General features: G+C 59.6%; 12 protein-coding genes. 10 read left to right on the top strand and 2 right to left on the bottom strand.

The genetic code is table 11. The features are described 5' to 3' along the window. The first annotated feature begins 510 nt into the window (after positions 1–510). From DX909_RS14935 to DX909_RS14925, 3 genes are all read left to right on the top strand, one after another. Positions 511–777, top strand: a complete 267-nt coding sequence (locus DX909_RS14935) for a hypothetical protein (protein WP_128545984.1) — start codon at positions 511–513, stop codon at positions 775–777. A gap of 157 nt (positions 778–934) precedes the next feature. After that, on the top strand, positions 935–1,501 hold the full coding sequence (locus tag DX909_RS14930) for a hypothetical protein (RefSeq protein WP_128545983.1): 567 nt from the start codon (positions 935–937) through the stop codon (positions 1,499–1,501). Positions 1,502–1,776: 275 nt separating this feature from the next. Continuing rightward, the gene (locus tag DX909_RS14925) at positions 1,777–4,155 is read left to right on the top strand and encodes an ABC transporter permease (protein ID WP_128545982.1); all 2,379 of its coding nucleotides are present in this window, start codon (positions 1,777–1,779) and stop codon (positions 4,153–4,155) included. Between the two features lie 20 nt (positions 4,156–4,175). On the opposite strand, the gene DX909_RS14920 is transcribed toward DX909_RS14925, so the two are convergent. Next, the gene (locus tag DX909_RS14920) at positions 4,176–4,859 is read right to left on the bottom strand and encodes a MarR family winged helix-turn-helix transcriptional regulator (RefSeq protein WP_128545981.1); all 684 of its coding nucleotides are present in this window, start codon (positions 4,857–4,859) and stop codon (positions 4,176–4,178) included. 423 nt (positions 4,860–5,282) lie between these two features. Here DX909_RS14920 and DX909_RS14915 point away from each other — a divergent pair, with 423 nt between their 5' ends. From DX909_RS14915 to DX909_RS14900, 4 genes are all read left to right on the top strand, one after another. Then, entirely contained in the window at positions 5,283–7,631 is a 2,349-nt protein-coding gene (locus DX909_RS14915) for an ABC transporter permease (protein ID WP_128545980.1), read from the top strand. Between the two features lie 18 nt (positions 7,632–7,649). Continuing rightward, the gene (locus DX909_RS14910; protein WP_128545979.1) at positions 7,650–10,079 is read left to right on the top strand and encodes an ABC transporter permease; all 2,430 of its coding nucleotides are present in this window, start codon (positions 7,650–7,652) and stop codon (positions 10,077–10,079) included. 111 nt (positions 10,080–10,190) lie between these two features. Then, the gene (locus DX909_RS14905; RefSeq protein ID WP_128545978.1) at positions 10,191–12,563 is read left to right on the top strand and encodes an ABC transporter permease; all 2,373 of its coding nucleotides are present in this window, start codon (positions 10,191–10,193) and stop codon (positions 12,561–12,563) included. A 49-nt stretch (positions 12,564–12,612) separates the two neighbouring features. Further along, positions 12,613–15,021 (top strand): ABC transporter permease, encoded by a 2,409-nt coding sequence (locus DX909_RS14900; RefSeq protein ID WP_128545977.1) that lies wholly within the window; start codon positions 12,613–12,615, stop codon positions 15,019–15,021. A gap of 25 nt (positions 15,022–15,046) precedes the next feature. Here DX909_RS14900 and DX909_RS14895 read toward each other — a convergent pair whose 3' ends face one another. Continuing rightward, a complete protein-coding gene (locus DX909_RS14895) occupies positions 15,047–15,538 on the bottom strand; it encodes a hypothetical protein (RefSeq protein ID WP_128545976.1) in 492 nt (163 codons plus the stop codon). 215 nt (positions 15,539–15,753) lie between these two features. Between DX909_RS14895 and DX909_RS14890 the strand changes: the two genes are divergently transcribed. From DX909_RS14890 to DX909_RS14880, 3 genes are read left to right on the top strand one after another with little or no spacing between them, the layout of a single operon-like run. Then, the gene (locus tag DX909_RS14890; protein ID WP_128545975.1) at positions 15,754–16,092 is read left to right on the top strand and encodes a PadR family transcriptional regulator; all 339 of its coding nucleotides are present in this window, start codon (positions 15,754–15,756) and stop codon (positions 16,090–16,092) included. A 19-nt stretch (positions 16,093–16,111) separates the two neighbouring features. Beyond that, positions 16,112–18,739: an ABC transporter permease gene (locus DX909_RS14885; protein WP_206513006.1), complete on the top strand. Its 2,628-nt coding sequence runs from the start codon at positions 16,112–16,114 to the stop codon at positions 18,737–18,739. 11 nt (positions 18,740–18,750) lie between these two features. Next, positions 18,751–21,366: a permease prefix domain 2-containing transporter gene (locus tag DX909_RS14880; RefSeq protein ID WP_128545974.1), complete on the top strand. Its 2,616-nt coding sequence runs from the start codon at positions 18,751–18,753 to the stop codon at positions 21,364–21,366. Positions 21,367–21,474: the final 108 nt, after the last annotated feature.

Below are 21,474 nucleotides of genomic sequence, written 5' to 3'. Positions count from 1 at the left end.
GAAGGAGTACTCAGGCAGGGCGGATCGGCTCAGGATCCGGAATCCCCTCAGGTACGTTCGAAGTAAGTCATTCAACGTGTACAATTTCTTCATAAGGTTGGGATAGGGTTTTTGATAAAAGGTGTTAGGGTTTAGGAATTTACTCTCTTTTATCAAACAACGCCCATAGCGTCTAAGGCAATCCTTTACAGCGGGAAACACTGTTGTTTGTTACTATTTAAGATTAAAATTATCGAATAGAATTTATATAATAAAATATAGTACCTAAAGTAGTTAAAATGTAGTCGAAACTTGTTAAAAATAAGTTAATATAGGCTTAGTTGAACATAACCGGCGCGCCGGAGCCGCTTGTCCGCAAACGTACAAAACCTGTCCGATTGCGGACAGAATCGGTACAGGACAACTTTTTAATGTTATGATATACAGCGCGTTGGCGCATCTGGCATAGGCTTGGCGGTCGGATAGGGATGCTCTCCGGGTCGTCTGAGCTTCTTTGAACGGCTCAGTCCAATGCTGAAGAACTACCTGAAAATTGCCTTTCGGAATTTTGCGAGGCATAAAAGCTACTCCTTCACCAACCTGGGCGGCCTCACCCTGGCCCTCGCCGGCGGCCTCCTGATCAGCCGGTTGTCCGGCACGAGTGGAGCTACGACCGTTAGGAGATCAGCATCCGCAAGGTGCTGGGGGCCGGCCGTCGGGGCGGCTTTCCTGACGAACAGCTTCCAAAGTCCGAAGGCGGCCCTGACGAATCCGGTAAAAAGTCTTAAATCGGAATAATAAAAATGCGCGGCAGGCAATGTGCTGAGGGTTTTGACGTTAACATCGTGTTAATGCCCTCCGGAAATTTTCTCAGGTACCTTTTTATCCTTAATTTCATTGCTGCTCCGGCTGCCGGCTCATCCCTGCGCTACCGGCCTTTTATCTCTATAAAGCTATGAAACACCTACTTACCCTCGGCCTTCTGGCAGTAAGCGTCGCCGTGACGGCGCAGGAGCGTTCTTCCATCAGCCGGTGCATCAATGACGACGGAAAAAAGCTGACCATCAAGATCGACATCGAGTCGAAAGACCGGAACGTTCACTACGAGCGCACCTTCGATTCCGCCGAGATGGACCGGGAGGAAAAAGAAGCCCTGGTGCGTCAGGTTCAGGACTCGCTGGGGGTCCGGATCGCCGTAGCTTCCACTCCGAAACCGCCCAAACCACCCCGCTACGAGTCGGGAGAGACCTGGGTGTCCAACGGCAACCGCTCCACCGGACGGTCGAAAAATGACGACGGCCTGCCCAAAAACGTGATCGTCGCCCCCGACGGAACCCCGTATACAAAAACCATCATCGAGGATACGGAGAACAACCGGCTCAAACTCCGGTACGAGTACAAGGTAGACGGGCAGGAGCACGTCTTCGAGCGAACCATCAACCTCAACGGCCGGTCGGAGAGCGACCGCCAGCGCATCATCGCCGATACCGAGCGGAACCTCGGCCTGCCGGCACGGAAGTAAATCCGGCCCCGGCTTCTGCCCCTACGTTAAAGGTGGTTGGAGGAAGCGTTTTTGCTTCCAGGTCGGATGGTCAATCTGGGGGTGGTCCGGCTGGGCACGGTTTGTCATCCCTCGTTCCTCGGGATGACAAAAAGAACTGGGATGACAAACGGATTGGGAAGGCAGAAACGCTTGCCCAGGCAAGCTCTTAAGCCGCGAAAGCGGCTTAACTTTTTTTAACTCCCTGATTCGGGCGGGTGTGCGTACCTTGAAGCGCCTTTTATTCGCACACCGCTATGCTCCGGAATTACCTCAAAATCGCCTGGCGCAGCCTGCGCAAAAACACCGCCTTCAGCTTCATCAACATCGTCGGACTGGCCGTCGGAATGGCCGTGGCAATGCTGATCGGCTTCTGGGTCCGCGACGAACTGACCTTCGACCGGTTCTACGAAAACGAATCCCGGCTGTTCCGGGTCATGCTCAACCGAACGGCCAACGGCGAAACCACCACCCAGCCCAACGGCCCCCTGCCGCTCGCGGACGTGCTGCGCCGGGAGATTCCGGAAATGGCCCGCGTAACCGAAAGTCTGCTGCCGGCCCTGGGGAGGGCCACCGTGCTCGAGCACGGGAAAGTCAGGATTCTTCAGGACGGCCAGACGGTCGGCGGGGAGTTCCTGTCCATGTTTTCCCTCCCGATGCGTTCCGGCGACCGCCATACCGCCCTGAAAGAACCCAACTCCATCGTGCTGACGGAAGGGGCGGCCCGGGCGCTGTTCGGCCCGGCCGACCCGCTGGGGAAGATCGTCCGCTTCAACGACCAGTTCGATCTGAAAGTGACCGGTGTGCTGGACAAACTGCCGCCCAATACCGCCTGGACGTTCCAGTATCTGGTGCCGTTCCGGCTGGTGGAAATCAACCTGCCCTGGATTCAGGACAGCCGCACCGACTGGAAAAACAACATCGTCGAGCTGCTGGTCGAACTCCGGCCCAACGCCGACCCGGCCGCCGTAGACCGTAAACTGCGCGGAATCATCAAACGACATTATCCCGAATCGATCTTCGAGCCGTTTCTGCACCCCGTCAGCCGGTGGCACCTGTACGGTGAATTCCGGAACGGGAAGAACGTGGGCGGCTTTATCACCTACGTCCGGCTGTTCGTTCTGGTAGGGCTGGCCGTGCTGCTGATCGCCTGCATCAATTTCATGAACCTCTCGACGGCCCGCTCCGGGAAGCGGGCGCGGGAGGTGGGCGTTCGGAAGGCGGTCGGCTCCCTGCGCCGTCAGCTGGTCGGGCAATTCCTGACCGAGTCGGTGCTGGTGGCAGGGCTGGCCTTCGTCCTGGCTCTGCTGCTGGTGCTGCTGTTCCTTCCGGCTTTCAACAGCCTGACGCAGAAGCAACTGGCCTTTCCCTGGCGGGAGCCGGTATTCTGGGCGACGGCGCTGGGCTTCACGGTCGTGACGGGCCTGCTGGCAGGAAGCTATCCGGCCCTGTATCTGTCGGCTTTCGGGGCGGTACGGGTGCTGAAGGGTACCGTTCATATCGGCCGGAATGCCAACTGGCCCCGGAAGGTGCTGGTCGTTGCGCAATTCACGGCCTCGATTGCCTTCATCGTCAGCGTGTTCGTCGTCTACCAGCAGATCCGCCATGCCCGAAGCCGCCCCGTCGGTTATCAGCCCGAACGGCTCGTGGCGGTGATGCTGACGGCCGACCTGAGCCGGAATTTTCAGGCGCTGCGAAACGAACTGCTGCAAACCGGGGCCGTGGAGCGGGTGACGAAAGCGTCCAGCCCGGCCACCACCATCCTCAACGACGCCCGGGTCGACTGGGCGGGTAAGGCCCCCGACGAGATCATGCGCGTCAACCTGATCGGCACCTCGCCCGATTACCTGCAAACGATGGGCATCCGGCTGAAAAGCGGGCGGGATTTTCAGCCCAACGGCACCGACTCGCTGTCGGTGATTCTGAACGAAGCCGCCGTGAAGGCCATGCGGCTGAAAGACCCCCTCAACCAGGAGGTACGGCTGGTGTGGGACCCCGGCCGGAAACTGCGGGTGGTAGGTGTGGTCGAAAATTCGATCATCGAGTCGCCCTACCAGCCCGTCACCCCGCTGATGCTGATGTATAACCCGGCTTTCGAGAGCTGCGTGATCTTCCGGCTTTCCGCCCGCCTGGGAACGGCCGAAGCGCTTTCCCGGGTACAGCCGGTCTTCCAGAAATTCAACCCGGCCTACCCGTTCGATTACCAGTTTGCCTCGGAGGAGTACGGGCGCAAGTTCCGGCAGGAGGAACTGGTCGGACAACTGGCGGGCCTGTTTGCCGTGCTGTCGGTATTTCTTTCCTGTCTGGGGCTGTTCGGGCTGGCGGCTTACATGGCCGAGCAGCGGACGAAGGAAATCGGCATCCGCAAGGTGCTGGGGGCCGGCGTTCTAAGCCTCTGGGGGCTGCTCTCCGCCGAGTTTGTGCGGCTGGTGGGTGTTGCCTGCCTGATTGCTTCGCCCATTGCCTTGTTTTTTCTGCGCAACTGGCTCAACCAGTTCGAATACCGCATTGGCCTGAGTCCGTGGGTGTTCGTGTGGGCCGGCGGGGTAGCCATGGGCATCGCGCTGCTGACGGTGAGCTTCCAGAGCATCAAAGCCGCCCTGATGGACCCGGTCAAAAGTCTGAAGAGCGAATAGGACGACCCCCCGGCCGGGGCTTACTCCGCCTTGCCGTTGCCGCCTTTGCCGGAGTTGAGCCAGGCGGCAATCAGGGCGTCGAGGGGTTCTTCCCGCTGTTCCAGAAAGATCGAGTTGTGAAACAGGTGGAGCTTCTGCAGCAGGCTGACCAGCGTCATTTTCTCGGAAACGGTCAGGTTACCGCCCATCAGCGACGCCACCTGCCCCATAACGGGCCAGAGCCGCATGAGCAGGCCCACGCCCGCATCAGTCAGTTTCAGCCGTTTGCTCCGTTTATCGACCTCGTCGTCATACTGCTCCACGAGGCCGTGGGCGATCAGTCGCCGGATGATCTCGGTCCCGGTGGTTTTTTCGTGAACATTGCGCTCGATCAGGGCGGTTTTGGTCATCGGCTGAGAACTCCACAACGCGGCCAGATACGTAAAATCATCGAGCGTGACCAGGGGCGTATCGTCCAGGGCCTTCTTGGAATACAGCCGGGAATACCGGTTCAGGAAACCCACCAGAATGCCCAGCTGCACATCCGGAGACTCCGTGCTGGTTTGACCGGGCGCTTCGGGGTGCGGATTGGCCATGGCCTTATCGACCATCTGCCCGTTCATCCAGGCGATGAAATGGAACAGCGTCTGCCGGTCGGCCCGCGTCTGGTCCTCGTAAGCCTGCAGATAGCTGATCAGTTCCTGAATAATTCCGTACTTCTTCATGCCTCACCGACCCGGTTCACTTCCCGGAAATTATAAATGTTGCAAGGTACAAATAATCATCTAAAGCCGCCGGGCCTTTTGATAAACCGGCTTTGTTTTCATCCGGAATAACCTGTTGTATAACCGGTTCCTCCCGAATAAAAACCACTTTTAACATGATAAACAAAATTTAGTTCAATATTACTTAGTATCGCAACTTAAAAGTTCAAAATTGTATCAAATCTAAATTACTCACTTTAAAATATACTTTCGTAAACGGTAGTGAAGGGAGCCGGCCGGCCGGTGTCCGTAATTGAGCGGAGAACCGTCCGTTTGCGGACATTCTTCCGGTAGAAGCCAAACTGAACCGATTGGTGGTCAGGTTATTACTAATTCTGGTATATAGTTTGGGAAGAAAGAAGCACTGACTTTAACCTAACTCGTATGTTCCGGAATTATCTCAAGATCGCCTGGCGCAGCCTGCTCAAAAACAAGCTGTTTTCCTTCATCAATATTTTCGGGCTGGCCCTCGGTATGTCGTGCAGCCTGATCATTGGGCTGTGGGTCCGGGACGAGATGAGTTTCAACCAGTTTCTGCCGCATCTTGACGACCTGTATTATGTCCGCACCAACAGTGTGTATCAGGGAACGACTTATACGAACAACGTAACTCCCGGCCCGCTGGCGGCTACCCTCAAAAAGGATTATCCCGAGGTGCAGTACGCCGTCAAGGTACAGTTTCCCGAAAACAAACTGATCAAGGTCGGCGAGACGGCGGCCAAGGAGTCCGGGTTCTTCGCCACCAAAGATTTCTTCCTGGTTTTCGATCTGCCGGCCGTGGCGGGTAGTCCGCTCATGGCGCATTCCCGCATCGACCAGATCATCATCAGCCGGAAAATGGCCGAAAAATACTTCGGAACGGTCAACGCCGTCGGCAAGCGCCTGCAATTCGACAATACCAAATATTATACCGTCGGGGCCGTGCTCGACGAACTGCCCGGCAATTTTTCCCTTAGTTTCGACTGGCTGATCAACTACGACGTTCAGGAACAGGATTGGAAAAAGACCTGGGGCAACAACGCCTTCCTGACCTACGTCCGGCTGAACCCGAAGGCCGACCCGGCCCGTTCGGAAGTCTCCATGAAGGGCCTCTACCGCCGGTATACCGACTGGAAGGAGCTGCCGTTCCCGGTGCTCCAGCCGATGAAAGACGTCTACCTTTACGGTACCTACGAGAACGGTAAAGCCGTCGGCGGCCGCATCGAGTACGTTCGTATTTTTGCTCTCGTGGCGGTATTTATTCTGCTGATCGCCTGCGTCAACTATATGAACCTGGCCACGGCCCGCTCGGTCAAACGGGCCCGGGAGGTGGGCGTTCGGAAAGTGGTGGGTGCCATGCGGTCCTCGCTGATCGGGCAGTTCGTCAGCGAATCGGTCATGACCAGCCTGCTGGCGGTTCTGCTGGCGATCGGTCTGGTGGTCAGCATCCTGCCGGCCTTCAATACGCTGTTCCGCAAGAAGCTGACGCTCGACTCCAGCGACCCGACTTTGTGGCTGGGAACGGCGGTGCTGGTGCTGATCACCGGTTTCATCTCCGGCAGCTACCCGGCTTTGTTTCTCTCTTCTCTCAAGCCCATCCGCATCCTGAAAGGGACGCTCCGGTTCGGGGCGGGGGCGGCCCTGTTCCGGCGGTCGCTGGTCGTGTTCCAGTTCACGCTGTCCATCGCCCTGATCGTCGGGATGCTGGTGGTCGGCCGGCAGATGGAGTACATCCGCAGCAAGAATCTGGGACTCGATCGTGAAAACGTGCTGTACGTGCCGCTCGAAGCCGAAAGCTACAACCGTCTGGAAGCCTTCCGGCAGGCTCTGACCCGTTCGCCGGCCATCTCCTCGGCCGCCCCGACCATGTCCCTGCCGCTGAACATCGAATCCAGTTCGGGCGACCTGGACTGGTCCGGCAAAGACCCCAACATGCAGGCTGAGGTGTCGGCGATGGCGGTCGGTTATGACTTTATCCGGACGGCGGGCATCCGGCTCGTCGACGGCCGGGATTTTTCGCCCGCCCGAAAGGCCGATTCGGTGGCCTATCTGATCAACGAATCGACGGCCCGGCTGATGGGAATGAAAGACCCCGTCGGGAAGGAAGTCACTTTCTGGCAGGGAAAAGGGCCGATCATCGGTCTCATGAAGGATTTCCACCTTCAGTCGATGCGCCGTCAGATCACCCCGCTCATTCTGGTGCTCAATCCGATGAACACCAGCTATATGATGGTTCGGGCGAAAGCCGGGCAAACCGCCCGGGCCATTGCCGATATGGAGCGGGTGACGAAGGTGTTCAATCCGAATTATCCCTTTGAATATCACTTTCTGGACGAAGCCTACGAGCGGATGTACCGCAGTGAGGAGCAGGTGCATCTGCTGACCAATTATTTCGGTACGCTGGCGATCCTGATTTCCTGTCTGGGCCTGTTTGCGCTGGCCGCCTTCATGGCCGAGCAGCGGACGAAGGAGATCGGCGTGCGCAAGGTGCTGGGCGCATCGGTAACGGGCATCGTGGCTCTGCTGTCGAAGGATTTTCTGAAGCTGGTGCTGGTCGCCCTGGCGCTGGCGGCCCCGCTGGCCTGGTGGGCGTTAACGAAATGGCTCGGGACGTTCGAGTACTACGTCGAACTTTCGTGGTGGCAGTTCGGGGCGGCCGGGGCGCTGGCGGTGGGGATCGCCTTCGCGACGGTCAGCTACCAGTCGCTCCGGGCGGCTCTGATGAACCCGGTGAAAAGTCTAAGAAGTGAATAAGATACGCCCGAAACAACCATGCTGAAGAACTATCTGACCACCGCCCTGCGGGCGCTGCGTCGCAACTGGAACTACTCGATCATCAACATCGTCGGCCTGACGCTCAGTCTGGCGTGCTGTGTGCTGCTGTTTGCGGTGATTCGTTACGAACTGAGCTTCGACCGCCACCATGCCGACGCCGACCGGACCTACCGCATCCTGACCCATTACCGCAGCCCCGAGGGCGACGGCTTCAACACCGGTATGCCGCTGCCCTCGCTGGCCGCCCTGCGCACCGACTTTCCGGAACTGAAGGGCCGGCTGACCATGATGTACAACCTGTACAACACGCTGGTTTCGACCAAAGACCTGACGGCACCGGGCAACATCCGCCGGTTCGAGGAGCCGGGTGAGGTTACGGCCTTCGTCGAACCCGAATACTTCCGAATCCTCAGCTACGAGTGGGTGGCCGGTCACCCGGCTTCGGCCCTCCGGGATCCCAATACGGTGGTTCTGTCGGAGAGCATGGCACGGAAATACTTCGGCAGCGCCAATCCGATGGGCCGAACGATCCGGGTCGCCAACAAGCAGGATTTCATCGTGACCGGTATCGTGAAAGATCCGCCCGTGACGACGAGCATCCCGTTTCAGATGCTGCTTTCCTTTTCCTCCCTCAAACAGTTCGGGGCCAATTCCGGCTGGGACGACTGGCAGTCGACCTACAGCGGAGCGCAGATCTACCTGACGCTGCCGGAAACGCTTCCTGCTACGAAAGTGGAGCAGCGGCTGGCGGCTTTCGCCAAAAAATACCTGCGCCCGGACGACATTAAAAACATGAAGTACGAGCTGGAGCCGCTGACTGAAATCCATTACAATACCGAAGCCAACAATTTCAGCAACCGCTCGGTCGGGAAGGAGATGATCTGGGCGATGGCGCTGATCGGGCTGTTCCTGCTCGGTACGGCCTGCGTAAACTTCATCAACCTGGCCACCGCCCAGGCCATCCGCCGGTCGAAGGAGGTGGGCGTCCGGAAGGTGCTGGGCAGCACGCGCGCGCAGCTGGTCCGTCAGTTCATGGGCGAAACCGGCCTGCTGACGGGTTTTGCCGTCGTGCTGGCGATGGGCATTGCCGCCCTCTCGCTCCCGCTGGTATCCGACCTGCTGAATATCAAACTTCCCACTTCCCTTTTCAGCGACCCGGTGATTCCGGTCTTCCTGCTGGGGCTGGCCCTGTTCACGACGGTGCTGGCCGGTTTCTACCCGGCGCTGGTGCTGTCGGGTTACCAGCCGGTGCTGGCCCTGAAAGGCAAAATTCGCGGCATCGCCGGCGGCCAGCTGGCGCTCCGGCGGTCGCTGATCGTGTTTCAGTTTGCCATCTCGCAGACGCTGATTATCGGCACCATCGTCGTGTATAACCAGGTCAACTACTTCCGGACCGCCGACCTGGGCTTCCGGAAAGACGCGGTGCTGACGGTGCCGGTTCCGGGGAAAGAACCGGGCCAACTGGAGTCGCTGCACGCCAAACTGGCCGGTCTGCCCGGCATCGAATCGATGGCCTACGGCATGTCGTCGCCCTCGGCCAACGGCAACTGGTGGACGAGCTTCCGGTACGAAAACAGGGAAAAGGAGGCCGACTATTCGGTGGTGATGCGGCCGGCCGATACCGCCTACTTCAACACCTACGGCCTGAAGCTGGTCGCGGGCCGGATGTACCTGCCAGCCGATACGATGCGCGAGGTGGTGGTCAATGAAACGTTCGTGAAAAAACTGGGGCTGAAAAACAGCTTCCAGATTCTCGGAAAACACATCGACCTGAACGGCCGGAAGCTGCCGATCGTCGGGGTGGTCCGGAATTTCAATACCTTCTCGCTGCACCAGGAAATCGAACCCTGCGTGCTGACGACTTTCCGGCGGACCTACAATACGCTGGGCATCCGGCTGGCTCCCGGCCGGACTGCTGCCGCGCAGGTCGCCGGAACGATTGCCGCAGTGGAAAAAGCCTGGTCGGAAACCTTTCCGGACTTTCTGTTCAAATACGAGTTTCTGGACACGACCCTCGCCAATTTCTACCAGAGCGAGGAACGCATGTATTCGCTGTTCCGGCTGCTGGCCGGCATTGCCATCTTCATCGGCTGTCTGGGCTTATACGGCGTGGTGGCTTTCATGGCCGAATCGCGCACGAAGGAGGTCGGCATCCGCAAAGTGCTGGGCGCTTCGACGGCCCACATCTTCGGTCTGTTTTCGCTCGACTTCCTGAAGCTGGTCGGCATCGCTCTGGTGATTGCCGCCCCCGTCGCCTGGTATTTCATGGACAAATGGCTGGAGGATTTCGATTATAAGATCACCATCGAGTGGTGGATGGTGGCGCTGGCCGGGGTGCTGGCCGGTACCGTCGCGCTGCTGACGGTGAGCTTCCAGAGCATCCGGGCCGCCCTGATGAACCCGGCCAAGTCGCTGCGGTCGGAGTGAGACCACCCCCCGCCCCGCACCGGCGGCCCGGCCTCCTTGGTAAGGAGGGGTCGGACCGGCGCTCCGGTCGGGGGTGGTCCCTTTTTTGAGTCAAAACAAGTCTTCTTCTGCATGGTACGCAACACGATTAAAACCGCCTGGCGCAACCTGCTTCGCAACCGGGGCTACGCGCTGATCAACGTCACCGGCCTGACGCTGGGGCTTGGCGTGGCCATTGTCCTGTTCTGGATCGTCCGGTTCGAATACGGCTTCGATCGCCACCATGCCCTGGCCGACCGGCTGTTTCGGATTCAGGCGTTCGACAAGTTCGGCAAGTCTACTTCCCATGTGCCGCAGGGCGTGATCAAGGCCCTGCGGGAGCAGGTGCCGGGCGTGGAAAAAGCCGCCAACGTGCAGCGGTATTCCGACCTGACGGTGAAGGCTGCCGGCCAGGTGTTCAATATGGAGAACGTTTTCTTCGCCCCGGCCGACTTTTTCGAAATGATCGACCTCGAATGGGTGCAGGGATCACCCCGCCGGTCGCTGATCGCTCCCGGTCAGGTGGCCCTCGACGAACCGACCGCCCGGCGGCTGTTCGGCAGTGTCGAAAAAGCCATGGGGCAGCCCATCGTGTACGATACGAAGATCACCCTCACCGTCGGCGGTATTTTCAGGAAGGTGCCGGCCAACTCCGATTTTCAGTTTCAGTTCGTCATGCCCCGGCTTACGCTGCTGACGCTCAACACGTGGCTCCGGAACGAAAACTACTGGTCGGGCGGAGACTCCTGGCATCATGGGTACGTCCTGCTGAAACCGGGTGTGGCACCGGAACGGATCGCCGACGCGCTGACCCGCCTGGCGCAGCAGCACACCAAAGAATCGAATTACGTCCGTTACGGTCTGGAGACGGCATCCGAATCGCACCGGAATCCCGCCAACGACCCCTTTACCTATTTCATGCCGAACTGGATGCTGATGACTCTCAGCGGAATCGGTCTGTTCCTGATCGTGATCGCCTGCATCAACTTCATCAACCTGGCGACGGTGCAGGCCACCCGGCGGAGTTCGGAGATTGCCATGCGGAAAGTACTCGGCAGCAGCCGGCCACAGCTGATGGCGCAGTTTCTGGGCGAAACCGCCCTGCTCGTGGGAGTCGCCCTGGGGCTGGGCGGCCTGCTGGCCGGGCAGCTCATCGGGTACGCCGATCAGGTGCTGACCACGCAGGTGGCGCAGTCGGAGGTCTGGGATGGCCAGACCGGTTTGTTTCTGGCTCTGCTGGGAGTGGCCGTCACGGCGCTGGCGGGTTTTTATCCGGCTTTCGTACTCTCCGGTTTTCAGCCCATCCGGGCGCTGCGGGGGCGGGTTTATATTCCGAAAACCGGTATTTCCCTGCGGCAGGTGCTGGTGGTGACCCAGTTCGTGATCGCCCAGGTGCTGGTGATCTGTACCCTGATCGGCCTCAGCCAGATTCGTTATTTTTATCGGAAAGACCTCGGATTCAGTCGGACGGCGGTGGTGCGGGTCCGGCTGCCGGACAAAGGGAACCCGGTCGTTCGGGAACGGTTCCGGCAGCAGCTTCTCCAGCATCCGGCCGTCCGGGAGGTGACGTTCGGACTGACCACCCCGACGAGCGCTTATAACCACTGGTGGAATACCGCCACCGACCCGCACTTCCCGGGCGGTGTGCAGACGGTCCGCCATCAGTTTGTCGACACGAATTATTTCCGTTTCTTCCGCATACCGGTTCTGGCCGGAAGAACATTCACCCCGGCTGATACGAACCAGGTCCTGATCATCAACGAAAAAACCGCCCGCGACATGGGGTTCCGGCAGCCCCGGAAAGCCGTCGGCGCCCGGCTGGGCTTCAACGGCGACCGGTTTACGGTCATCGGCGTGGTGAAGGATTATTATTCCCAGAACCTGAAGGAGGGGGTTCAGCCCCATGTGTTCGTGTATGCGGGCTGGAATTTTGAGTCGGCCATCATCCGGTTCACGCCGGGGCAGTCGGCCGGGGCGCTCGGTCATATCGAGCGGTACTGGCGCTCGCTGTTTCCGGCGAATTATTTCAAATACACGATGCTCGACGACGAGATCCGGGGCTTCTACGAAAGCGAACGGCGGCTCTCCAATTTTCTGACCCTCTTTGCGGCCGTCGGCATTCTGATCGGCTCGCTGGGGCTGCTGGGCCTGGTGGCATTCGTCGTCGGCCAGCGGACGAAGGAGATCGGCGTACGCAAGGTGCTGGGCGCTACCGTTCTCAGCATCGTTTCCCTGCTGTCGAAAGACTTCCTGAAGCTGGTCGGGGTGGCTTTCGTCATTGCCGTGCCGATCGGCTGGTATGCCATGGACCAGTGGCTCCAGGAGTACGCCAACCGGATCAGCATCGAGTGGTGGGTGTTCGCCCTGGCGGGAGGCCTCGCCGGAAGTTTCGCCCTGATCACCGTATCCGCGCAGTCGGTGAAAGCGGCTTTGATGAACCCGGTGAAGTCGCTGCGGAGCGAGTGAGACCCCCGCGCAGCTTTACCGCCTTAACCCTCTAACTATCCTCAAAACCATGCTCCGGAACTACCTTAAAATCGCCTGGCGGAACCTGTGGAAGAACAGGGTGTATTCCGCCATCAACATCGTCGGACTGGCGATCGGCATGGCCGCCTGTCTGCTGATTCTGCTGTTCGTCTTCTATGAACGGAGCTTCGACCGGTTTCATACCAGAAACATCTACCGGCTCGATGAAGTCCAGAAGTTTCCGGGCATGGTGGCACCCCAGAACGTGGCCCTCTCGATGTTTCCGATGGGCCCGACCCTGAAAAAGGAATATCCCGAAATCCGGAATTTCGCCCGCATCACCTCGTTTGAAAAGGTGCCGCTGGTTTACCGGGAGAAGAAAACCATCCTCCCCAAAGTGCTGTGGGCCGATTCGACCTTTCTCCGGCTCTTCGATTTCAAACTGCGTGAAGGCGACCGGAATTCGGTTCTGATAAAACCGGGCAGTGTGGTGCTGACGGCCGAAAGTGCCGAACGGCTGTTCGGTGCCGGATCGGCTGTCGGGAAAACCCTGACGATGTACGATCAGGATACGCTCACTTTCCGGGTGACGGGCATTCTTGAAAACGTGCCGAAGAACTCCCACCTTCAGTTCGACGGCCTGTTCTCCTTCAACACCATCACCCGGCCCGATTACATGAACAACTGGGGCGGAAACTGGCTGGTGACCTACCTCGACCTTGCCGAAGGAACCGACATCGCGGCCCTGGAGCGGAAGTTTCCGGCCTTCCTGAAAAAACACATGCGGGGCGACGGCTGGAAATTTTACGAACTGTTTCTCCAGCCCCTCGCGGACGTCCACGGCAAGTCGGTGGACATCACCCACGACTACATCAATTTCCAGAAGTTCGACAGCAACCATACCTACGTCTTTTCGATCATCGCCCTGATCGTGCTGATCATCGCCTGCGTCAACTTCATGAACCTCAGCACGGCCCGCTCGGCGGGACGGGCGCGGGAGGTGGGGGTTCGGAAGGCCGTCGGTGCCCAGCGGTTTCAGCTGGCGATGCAGTTCATCGGCGAGTCGGTGATGCTGTCTACCCTGGCGCTGGGACTGGCCCTCGTGCTGGTGTATCTGGTGCTGCCCTACGTGCGCGACCTGAGCCGGCGGGAATTGAACCTGCCGCTGTTCGAACAGCCGGGCCTGCTGGCGGGCGTTCTGGCCGGCACCGTCCTGATCGGCGTTCTGTCCGGGCTGTATCCGGCCGCCTTCCTGTCGTCCTTCCAGCCGACGCGGGTATTGAAAGGAGCCGTGCAGGTGGGCCGCAGCAAAGCCGGCTTCCGCAACGCGCTGGTGATCGGGCAGTTTGCCAGCGCCATCTTCCTGATGATCGCCACGGCCTTTGCGGTCCGGCAGTTGCAGTTCATGCAGGACCGCAACCCCGGCTTCGACCGGGAGCAGGTGATGGTCATTCCGCTGAATGCGCGGACGCACCCCAAGTTTCAGGCCCTGAAGCAGGAACTGACCGCCAGTTCGCTCATCACCGCCGTCACCGGCTCGCAGCAGCGGCTGGGCAACAACCTGCACCAGACCGGCGTGCGGTTTCACGGTCCCGGCCCGGTGCGCGAACTGACCTCCTCGCAGGTCATCGTCGACCCGGATTACCTGACGCTGTATCGGATTCCCATTCTGGCGGGCCGTAACTTCCGGAAGGATGGTGAAGCCGATAACGGAAAAGCCTACATCATCAACGAATCGCTGGCCAAAGAACTCCTGAGAGACCAGCCCAAAGGCACCTATCAGTCGCTGATCGGCCGTAATTTCGGCTTCGGGGGCATGGATTCGCTGGGCCGGATCGTGGGAGTGGCGAAAGATTTCAACTTCAACTCGCTGCATCACAAGATCGAGACGCTCTGCATCTTCGACATGAAAGACTGGGGCTACAACGAAATGTCGGTGCGGATCAACGGCCGGCAGGCGAAACAGGCCGTGGCCTACGCCGAATCGGTCTGGAAACGGCTCGCGCCCGACGAGCCGTTCGACTACACCTTCCTGGACGAACACTTTGCCGAACTCTACCGAGCCGACGGCCAGGTAAGCCGGATCGTCGGCATCCTGGCGACGCTGGCGATCATTATATCCTGTCTGGGGCTGTTCGGGCTGGCGTCCTTCTCGGCCGAACGACGGGTGAAGGAGATCGGTATCCGCAAGGTGCTGGGCGCGTCGGTGACGGGAATCATCGGCCTGCTGTCGAAAGACTTCCTGAAGCTGGTCGGCATCGCCATTCTGATCGCGTCACCCGTGGCCTGGTATGCCATCCGGACCTGGCTTCAGGACTTCGCCTACCGCATCGACATCGACTGGTGGGTGTTCGGGCTGGCGGCTCTGCTCGCCGTGCTGATCGCCCTGCTGACCATCTCCTTCCAGTCGGTGAAGGCGGCTCTGATGAACCCGGTGAAAAGCCTTCGAAGTGAATAACCAGGCGGCTCTGCCGCCCGGTTATTCACAATTTCCTTTCCTCATGATTGATCCTCCGGATGAGGATGAACATGACCACCTCGGCGATCAGAAGATTATAGTGTGTGGCGGAAAGCCCGCCCATTTCGTAGGCCAGAAAGAACTCGTCGGCCAGGATGAAAGCTGCCCAGAGGCCGATCGTCAGCGCAAAGGCCCGGTGGATGGCCACCCGGTATTCCGTCGCCCGGCGAAGCGTCAGCAGAAAGGCCTGCCAGAACAGCGCCAGCCCGGCGGCCTGCCAGCCGATGACCCCCGCAAACATCAGCCCGGCCAGCCAGCCCGGCGGACGGTAGATGCCGACCACCTTCCGGACCAGTTCGTAGTTGCCCGAAACGAAGAGCCAGTCGTCCGGAAGCAGGCCCGCGGCTTTGAGGGCGTCTCCGCTGTTGCTGAGAAAAACGGAGGTGAAATACAGCGACCAGAACAGGAGCAGACCGGCCCGCAGCCGGTGATCGGTGAGGTAGTGGTTTGGTGCCATAAGGTAAGGGCAGACGGGCTGAAGGTACGGATTCCCGGTCATTCACTCAAGGCATTTTTTGTGCCGGAAATTGCGGCCGGCACTGTTCATCCCCGGACAGTATTTGTACGATTTCGGACAATGCCGAAATTTAACTCCGCCCCGAAACGCCGTTTCGGGGCTTTTTTGAAGTTGGCAAAGCATTTGCTCAGCAAAAATAGAACTAATTGACCGGAATGAAACGCAGCTATCTGGGTGAGTTCGAAGAGATCGTTCTGCTGACCGTGGCCGTGCTGGAAGGACAGGCTTACGGGGTAGCCATCACCCATGAAATCATTGAGCAGACCGGCCGCCCGGTGCGTCTGAATCAGATCCATGCCGCCCTGCACCGGCTGGAAGAAAAAGGCATGGTGTCCTCGGAGATGGGCGAGCCGACCGCCGAGCGCGGAGGCCGCCGGAAACGCCTGTTCCAGGTAACGGCCTACGGACGGCGCACGCTGGTCGAGATTCAGGAGGTCCGGACGAGTTTCTGGGGGCGGCTGGGCGGTCTGATCCATCCCGCAACGAGTCTTTGAGATCTAACCACCCGGCGCCATGAAACCGCAACCCCCCCGTTTTGCCGACCGTCTGCTGCGGTGGTTCTGCGCCCCGCACCTGCTGGAAGAAATCCAGGGCGATCTGCACGAAGAATTCGCCTACCAGCTCGGGCGGGTGGGGCTTTCGGCCGCCCGAAGGCGGTACTGGCGCGATGTGCTGGGATTTGCCCGGCCGTTTACCCTCCGCCGGCCCGCAGCCGGTTCGGGATTTCAGGATTGGTCTTCATCCTTTCTACCTCATCCGAATATGGTACGCAACTATCTGAAAATCGCCTGGCGGAATCTGTGGAACAACAAGGTGTATTCCGGCATCAACGTCGCCGGTCTGTCGATCGGGCTGACCTGCTGCCTGGCCATCGGGCTGTATATCTGGGACGAATACCGGTTCAACCGGTTTCACACCCACGCTGCGGACATCTACCGCGTGGTGGAAAGCCAGAACCAGGCCGGGACGATCTACCACGTCGCGGTGTCTCCCGGGCCGCTGGCCCCGGCCCTGAAAACCGAATTCGCCGAAATTATCGGGACCTGCCGGGTGGGCAGCCGGGGGGGCGTGCTGCAGGTGGGAGAGAAGCGGATCGAACCTTCGGCCATGCGGGTGGTGGATAACTCGTTTTTCAGCCTGTTTGATTTTCCGCTGGTGCGGGGAAACCCCCGCCGGGCCTTGCTGGGGCCTGACGAGGTCGTAATCAGCGAAACGGTCGCGGAACGGCTTTTCGGTGCCGACTGGCGGCAATCGGGCCGCCTGCTGGGGCAGCCGATGCGATTCGGCAAAGACCGTATTCTGACGCTGGCGGGGGTAATTCGGAACGCGCCGGCTAATTCGAGCCTTCAGTTCGATGTGCTGCTGTCGATGCGGCACGACGAATTGCAGCAGCGGAACTTTCAATGGGGGAGCAATAATTACCATACCTACCTGCAACTCCGGCCCGGCACCGACGTCTCCGCCCTGGGTGCCAAACTGGAAAACTATCTCACCGAGCGGAAACACTCGGCAAACACGACGCTGGCCCTTCAGCCGCTGCATGACCTTTATCTGTTCTCGAATTTCGATTTCCGGACCGACTGGAACCCGACGGGCAGCATCGCTTACCTCCGGATTTTCGCGGTGGTCGGGCTGATGGTGCTGTTCATCGCCCTTTTCAACTTCGTGAACCTGGCCACGGCCCGGGCTTCCCGGCGGGCGCGGGAAGTGGGCATCCGAAAGGCCGTCGGCGCCCTGCGCAGTCAGCTGGTCACCCAGTTTCTGGGCGAAGCCATGCTGACCACGCTGCTGTCGGTGGTACTTTCGCTGGGTCTGTTGTGGATCGCCCTGCCGGTTCTGAACGCCCTGACCGGAAAATCACTGTCGGTGCCGGTCGGCGAGCCCTATTTCGGGCTGGGAATCGCCGTATTCATCCTGCTGGTCGGTCTGCTGGCCGGTCTGTATCCGGCCTTCATTCTGTCGAGATTTCAGCCCGTCCGGGTGCTGAAGGGCGTGTTCGACCACCGGTCGGGACAACTGTTCCGGCGGGTGCTGGTGGTGGTCCAGTTTACGTTTTCGGTCGTCCTGGTAATCGGCGCCATCCTGATCTACCGTCAGTTGAGATACATTCAGGACAAAGATCTGGGCTTCGACCAGTCGCAGCTGCTCTCCGTCCGGCTGAAGAACGACCTGCCGGGGCGCGTCGCCCTGATGAAGGCGGACCTCCGGCAGGAAAGCAGCGTGGCCTCGGTGGCAGGCACGTCGACCGACCTCGTCGATGTGATCTCCTCGACGTCCGCCGTCGACTGGACCGGCAAGCAGCCGGGGCAGGAGTTGCTGGTCACCCAGATGAATGTCGACCCGGATTTCCTGAATGCGACCGGCATGAAGCTGATGACCGGGCGCAACTTCGATGCCGCCATCCTGACCGATACGACCTCGGCGTATCTCATCAACGCAACGGCCGCCCGCCAGATGGGCTGGACACCCCGGAAAGCCGTCGGGAAGGAGCTTTCCCTCTGGGACGTCAAAGGCCGGGTCATCGGCGTGGTCAATGATTTTCATTTCCGGCCGCTGACGGCCACCATCGAGCCCTGTCTGTTCCGCTACCGGCCGTCGGAAACCTTCTCCCGGCTGCTGGTAAAAACCCGTCCGGGCCGGGTCAGGGAGGCTATTTCGGCCGTCGAACGTATTTATAAAAAATACGAGCGCGAAACGGCTCCCCAGTATACGTTCGTGGACCAGGAACTCGAGAGGCAGTACCGGACCGAGGAGCAGACCGGCCGCATCGTCCTGTATTTTGCCTTACTGGCGATTTTCGTCTCCTGCCTGGGGCTGTTCGGGCTGGTGACCTTCACGGCGGAACAGCGGACGAAGGAGATCGGCATCCGCAAGGTGCTGGGCGCGTCCGTCGGGAGCATCGTGCTGCTGCTGTCAAAGGACTTTCTGAAGCTGGTGTTCATCGCCGTGGCCATCGCTTCCCCGATTGCCTGGTATGTCATGAAACAGTGGTTGCAGGATTTTGCCTACCGGATCAATATAGACGGATGGGTATTTGGCCTCTCGGCGACACTGGCCCTGCTGATTGCTCTGCTGACGATCAGTTTCAAAAGCATCAAAGCCGCCCTGACGAATCCCGTGACCTCCCTGCGCTCCGAATAGCCCCCGCTCCGATGAAGCCGCAACCCCCCCGTTTTGCCGACCGTCTGCTGCGGTGGTTCTGCGCCCCGCACCTGCTGGAAGAAATCCAGGGCGATCTGCACGAAGAATTCGCCTACCAGCTCGGGCGGGTGGGGCTTTCGGCCGCCCGAAGGCGGTACTGGCGCGACGTGCTGGGATTTGTCCGGCCCTTTTCCCTCCGGCGGCCCTCAAAAGAAGAAACAACCACTCTAATGAATCCGATCATGATCCGTAATTATATCAAAATCGCCATTCGAAACCTGACGAAAAACAGGGCCTATTCGGTAATTAACATTGCGGGGCTGGCGGCCGGAATGGGGGTGGCGCTGCTCATCGGCCTGTGGGTGTGGGATGAAATCTCCTACAGCACGAACCATGAACACTACGACCGCATCGCCCAGGTCCGGCAGAACCAGACGTTCAACGGTTCGGTCCAGACCTGGACCTCCATGCCGTACCCGATGGGGCAGGTGCTGCGCAGCAGTTACGGCAGCGATTTCCGGCGGGTGGTGATGTCCTCCTGGAACGAGGACCACATCCTGTCCGTCAACGATCGCAGACTCAACAAACGGGGGCAGTTCATGGAATCCGAAGCGCCGGAAATGCTGTCGCTGAAGATGCTGAGGGGTTCCCGCGACGGGCTGAAAGACCCCCGTTCGATCCTGCTTTCCGAATCCACGGCCCGGAGCCTGTTCGGCGATGCCGACCCGATGGGGAAGCTGATCCGCATGGACAGTCGGTTCGCCCTCAAAGTAACCGGTGTCTATGAAGACCTGCCGGATAATTCGGCTTTCTCGGACGTCACCTACCTGGCGCCCTGGGACCTGGTCTTTGTCTTCAACGACTGGCTGAAGAAAATGGAAGACCCCTGGGGCATGAACGGCTTTCAGGTCTTCGTCGAGCTGGCCGACCACGTCGGCCTGGAGCAGGCTTCGGCCCGAATCCGGTTGGCGAAACGGCAGCATGTCGAGAAGGATGATCTGCGCTTCAACCCGGAGCTTTTTCTGCATCCGATGAGCCGCTGGTACCTCTACTCGGAGTTTGAAAACGGGGTCAACACCGGCGGCCGGATCGAATTCGTGTGGCTGTTCGGCATCATCGGAGTGTTCGTGCTGCTGCTGGCCTGCATCAATTTCATGAACCTCAGCACCGCCCGCTCCGAAAAACGGGGCAGGGAGGTGGGCATCCGCAAAGCCGTCGGGTCGGTGCGCGGCCAGCTCATCGGCCAGTTTTTCAGCGAGTCGCTGCTGGTCGTGTTCATTGCCTTTCTCCTTGCCCTGCTGCTGGTTCAGCTCAGCCTGCCGGCCTTTAACGAGGTGGCCGACAAGAAAATGTCCATACCCTGGACGAGCCCCTGGTTCTGGCTGCTCGGCCTCGGTTTCGGCCTGCTTACGAGCCTGATTGCCGGAAGTTATCCAGCCCTGTATCTGTCCTCCTTCCAGCCGGTGAAGGTGCTGAAAGGCACGTTTCGGGTCGGCCGGTTTGCGTCTTTACCCCGCAAGGCGCTGGTGGTGGTGCAATTTACGGTTTCGGTTACCCTGATCATCGGTACCATCATCGTATACCGGCAGATTCAGTACGCCAAAAACCGACCCGTAGGCTACGACCGCGACGGCCTGGTGATGGTTCGGATGACGACGAAGGAACTTCACAAACACTTCGACGTGGTTCGGGAGGAACTGAAAAAAACCGGGGCCGTCACGGAAATGGCGGAGTCGGAAGGGCCGCCGACGAGCGTCTGGTCGACGAACGGCTCGTTCAGCTGGAAGGGAAAAGACCCCGGTCTGGCCGTCGACTTCCCGAACACCGGCGTGTCGCATGATTACGGAAAAACGGTGGGCTGGGAATTTAAGCTGGGCCGCGACTTCTCCCGGGAATTTGCCACCGATACGGCCGCGTTCGTCGTGAATGAGGCCGCCGTGAAATTCATGGGCCTGAAAAAACCGGTCGGCGAAATCATCGACTGGGACGGGCATCCCTTCCGGATCATCGGCGTCATCCGGGACATGGTCGTCGAGTCGCCGTACGAGCCGGTTCGCCCGTCGCTGTACTGTCTGGCAAAGCCGCACGACAATTTCGCGATCATGCGCATCAATCCGACCGTTGGAACCCGGGAGGCCCTGGCAAAAATCGGGACGGTTTTCAAACGCTACAGCCCGGAAGCGCCCTTCGATTACCAGTTCGTCGATCAGGAATACGGGAACAAGTTCGGCTACGAGGAGCGCATCGGCCGGCTGACGACCTTCTTCGCGGTTCTGGCGATCTTCATCAGCTGTCTGGGGTTGTTCGGGCTGGCTTCGTTCGTGGCCGAGCAGCGGACCCGGGAAATCGGGGTCCGGAAGGTACTCGGAGCCTCCCTGCTCAACGTATGGTCACTGTTGTCGCGGGATTTTGTCCTGCTGGTCGCCATCGCGTTCGTAATCGCCATGCCGACGGCCTGGTATTTCCTCGGCACCTGGCTGCAAAAGTACACCTACCGTACGGAAATCTCCTGGTGGATTTTTGCCGCTGCCGGTTTCGGCGCCATGGCGCTCACCCTGCTGACGGTTAGTTTCCAGGCGATCCGGGCCGGGATGATGAACCCGGTGAAGTCGCTGCGGAGCGAGTGAGATCACCCCCCGGCCGGACCACCCCCCGGCCCCCTCCTTATCAAGGAGGGGGAGGGCGCTGCCGGTTTTACAATCCTGCGAAGCCACCCCCTCCTTATCAAGGAGGGG

The organism is Larkinella soli, from assembly GCF_003703975.1.
Lineage (GTDB): Bacteria > Bacteroidota > Bacteroidia > Cytophagales > Spirosomataceae > Larkinella > Larkinella soli.
The sequence above is the reverse complement of the archived record's forward strand: the minus strand, read 5'-3'. Positions and strand labels throughout refer to the sequence as shown.

Coding starts and splice junctions, on each gene's coding strand:
- DX909_RS14935 (WP_128545984.1), top strand. CDS start 511: ATGCTGAAGAACTACCTGAAAATTGCCTTTCGGAATTTTGCGAGGCAT.
- DX909_RS14930 (WP_128545983.1), top strand. CDS start 935: ATGAAACACCTACTTACCCTCGGCCTTCTGGCAGTAAGCGTCGCCGTG.
- DX909_RS14925 (WP_128545982.1), top strand. CDS start 1,777: ATGCTCCGGAATTACCTCAAAATCGCCTGGCGCAGCCTGCGCAAAAAC.
- DX909_RS14920 (WP_128545981.1), bottom strand. CDS start 4,859: ATGAAGAAGTACGGAATTATTCAGGAACTGATCAGCTATCTGCAGGCT.
- DX909_RS14915 (WP_128545980.1), top strand. CDS start 5,283: ATGTTCCGGAATTATCTCAAGATCGCCTGGCGCAGCCTGCTCAAAAAC.
- DX909_RS14910 (WP_128545979.1), top strand. CDS start 7,650: ATGCTGAAGAACTATCTGACCACCGCCCTGCGGGCGCTGCGTCGCAAC.
- DX909_RS14905 (WP_128545978.1), top strand. CDS start 10,191: ATGGTACGCAACACGATTAAAACCGCCTGGCGCAACCTGCTTCGCAAC.
- DX909_RS14900 (WP_128545977.1), top strand. CDS start 12,613: ATGCTCCGGAACTACCTTAAAATCGCCTGGCGGAACCTGTGGAAGAAC.
- DX909_RS14895 (WP_128545976.1), bottom strand. CDS start 15,538: ATGGCACCAAACCACTACCTCACCGATCACCGGCTGCGGGCCGGTCTG.
- DX909_RS14890 (WP_128545975.1), top strand. CDS start 15,754: ATGAAACGCAGCTATCTGGGTGAGTTCGAAGAGATCGTTCTGCTGACC.
- DX909_RS14885 (WP_206513006.1), top strand. CDS start 16,112: ATGAAACCGCAACCCCCCCGTTTTGCCGACCGTCTGCTGCGGTGGTTC.
- DX909_RS14880 (WP_128545974.1), top strand. CDS start 18,751: ATGAAGCCGCAACCCCCCCGTTTTGCCGACCGTCTGCTGCGGTGGTTC.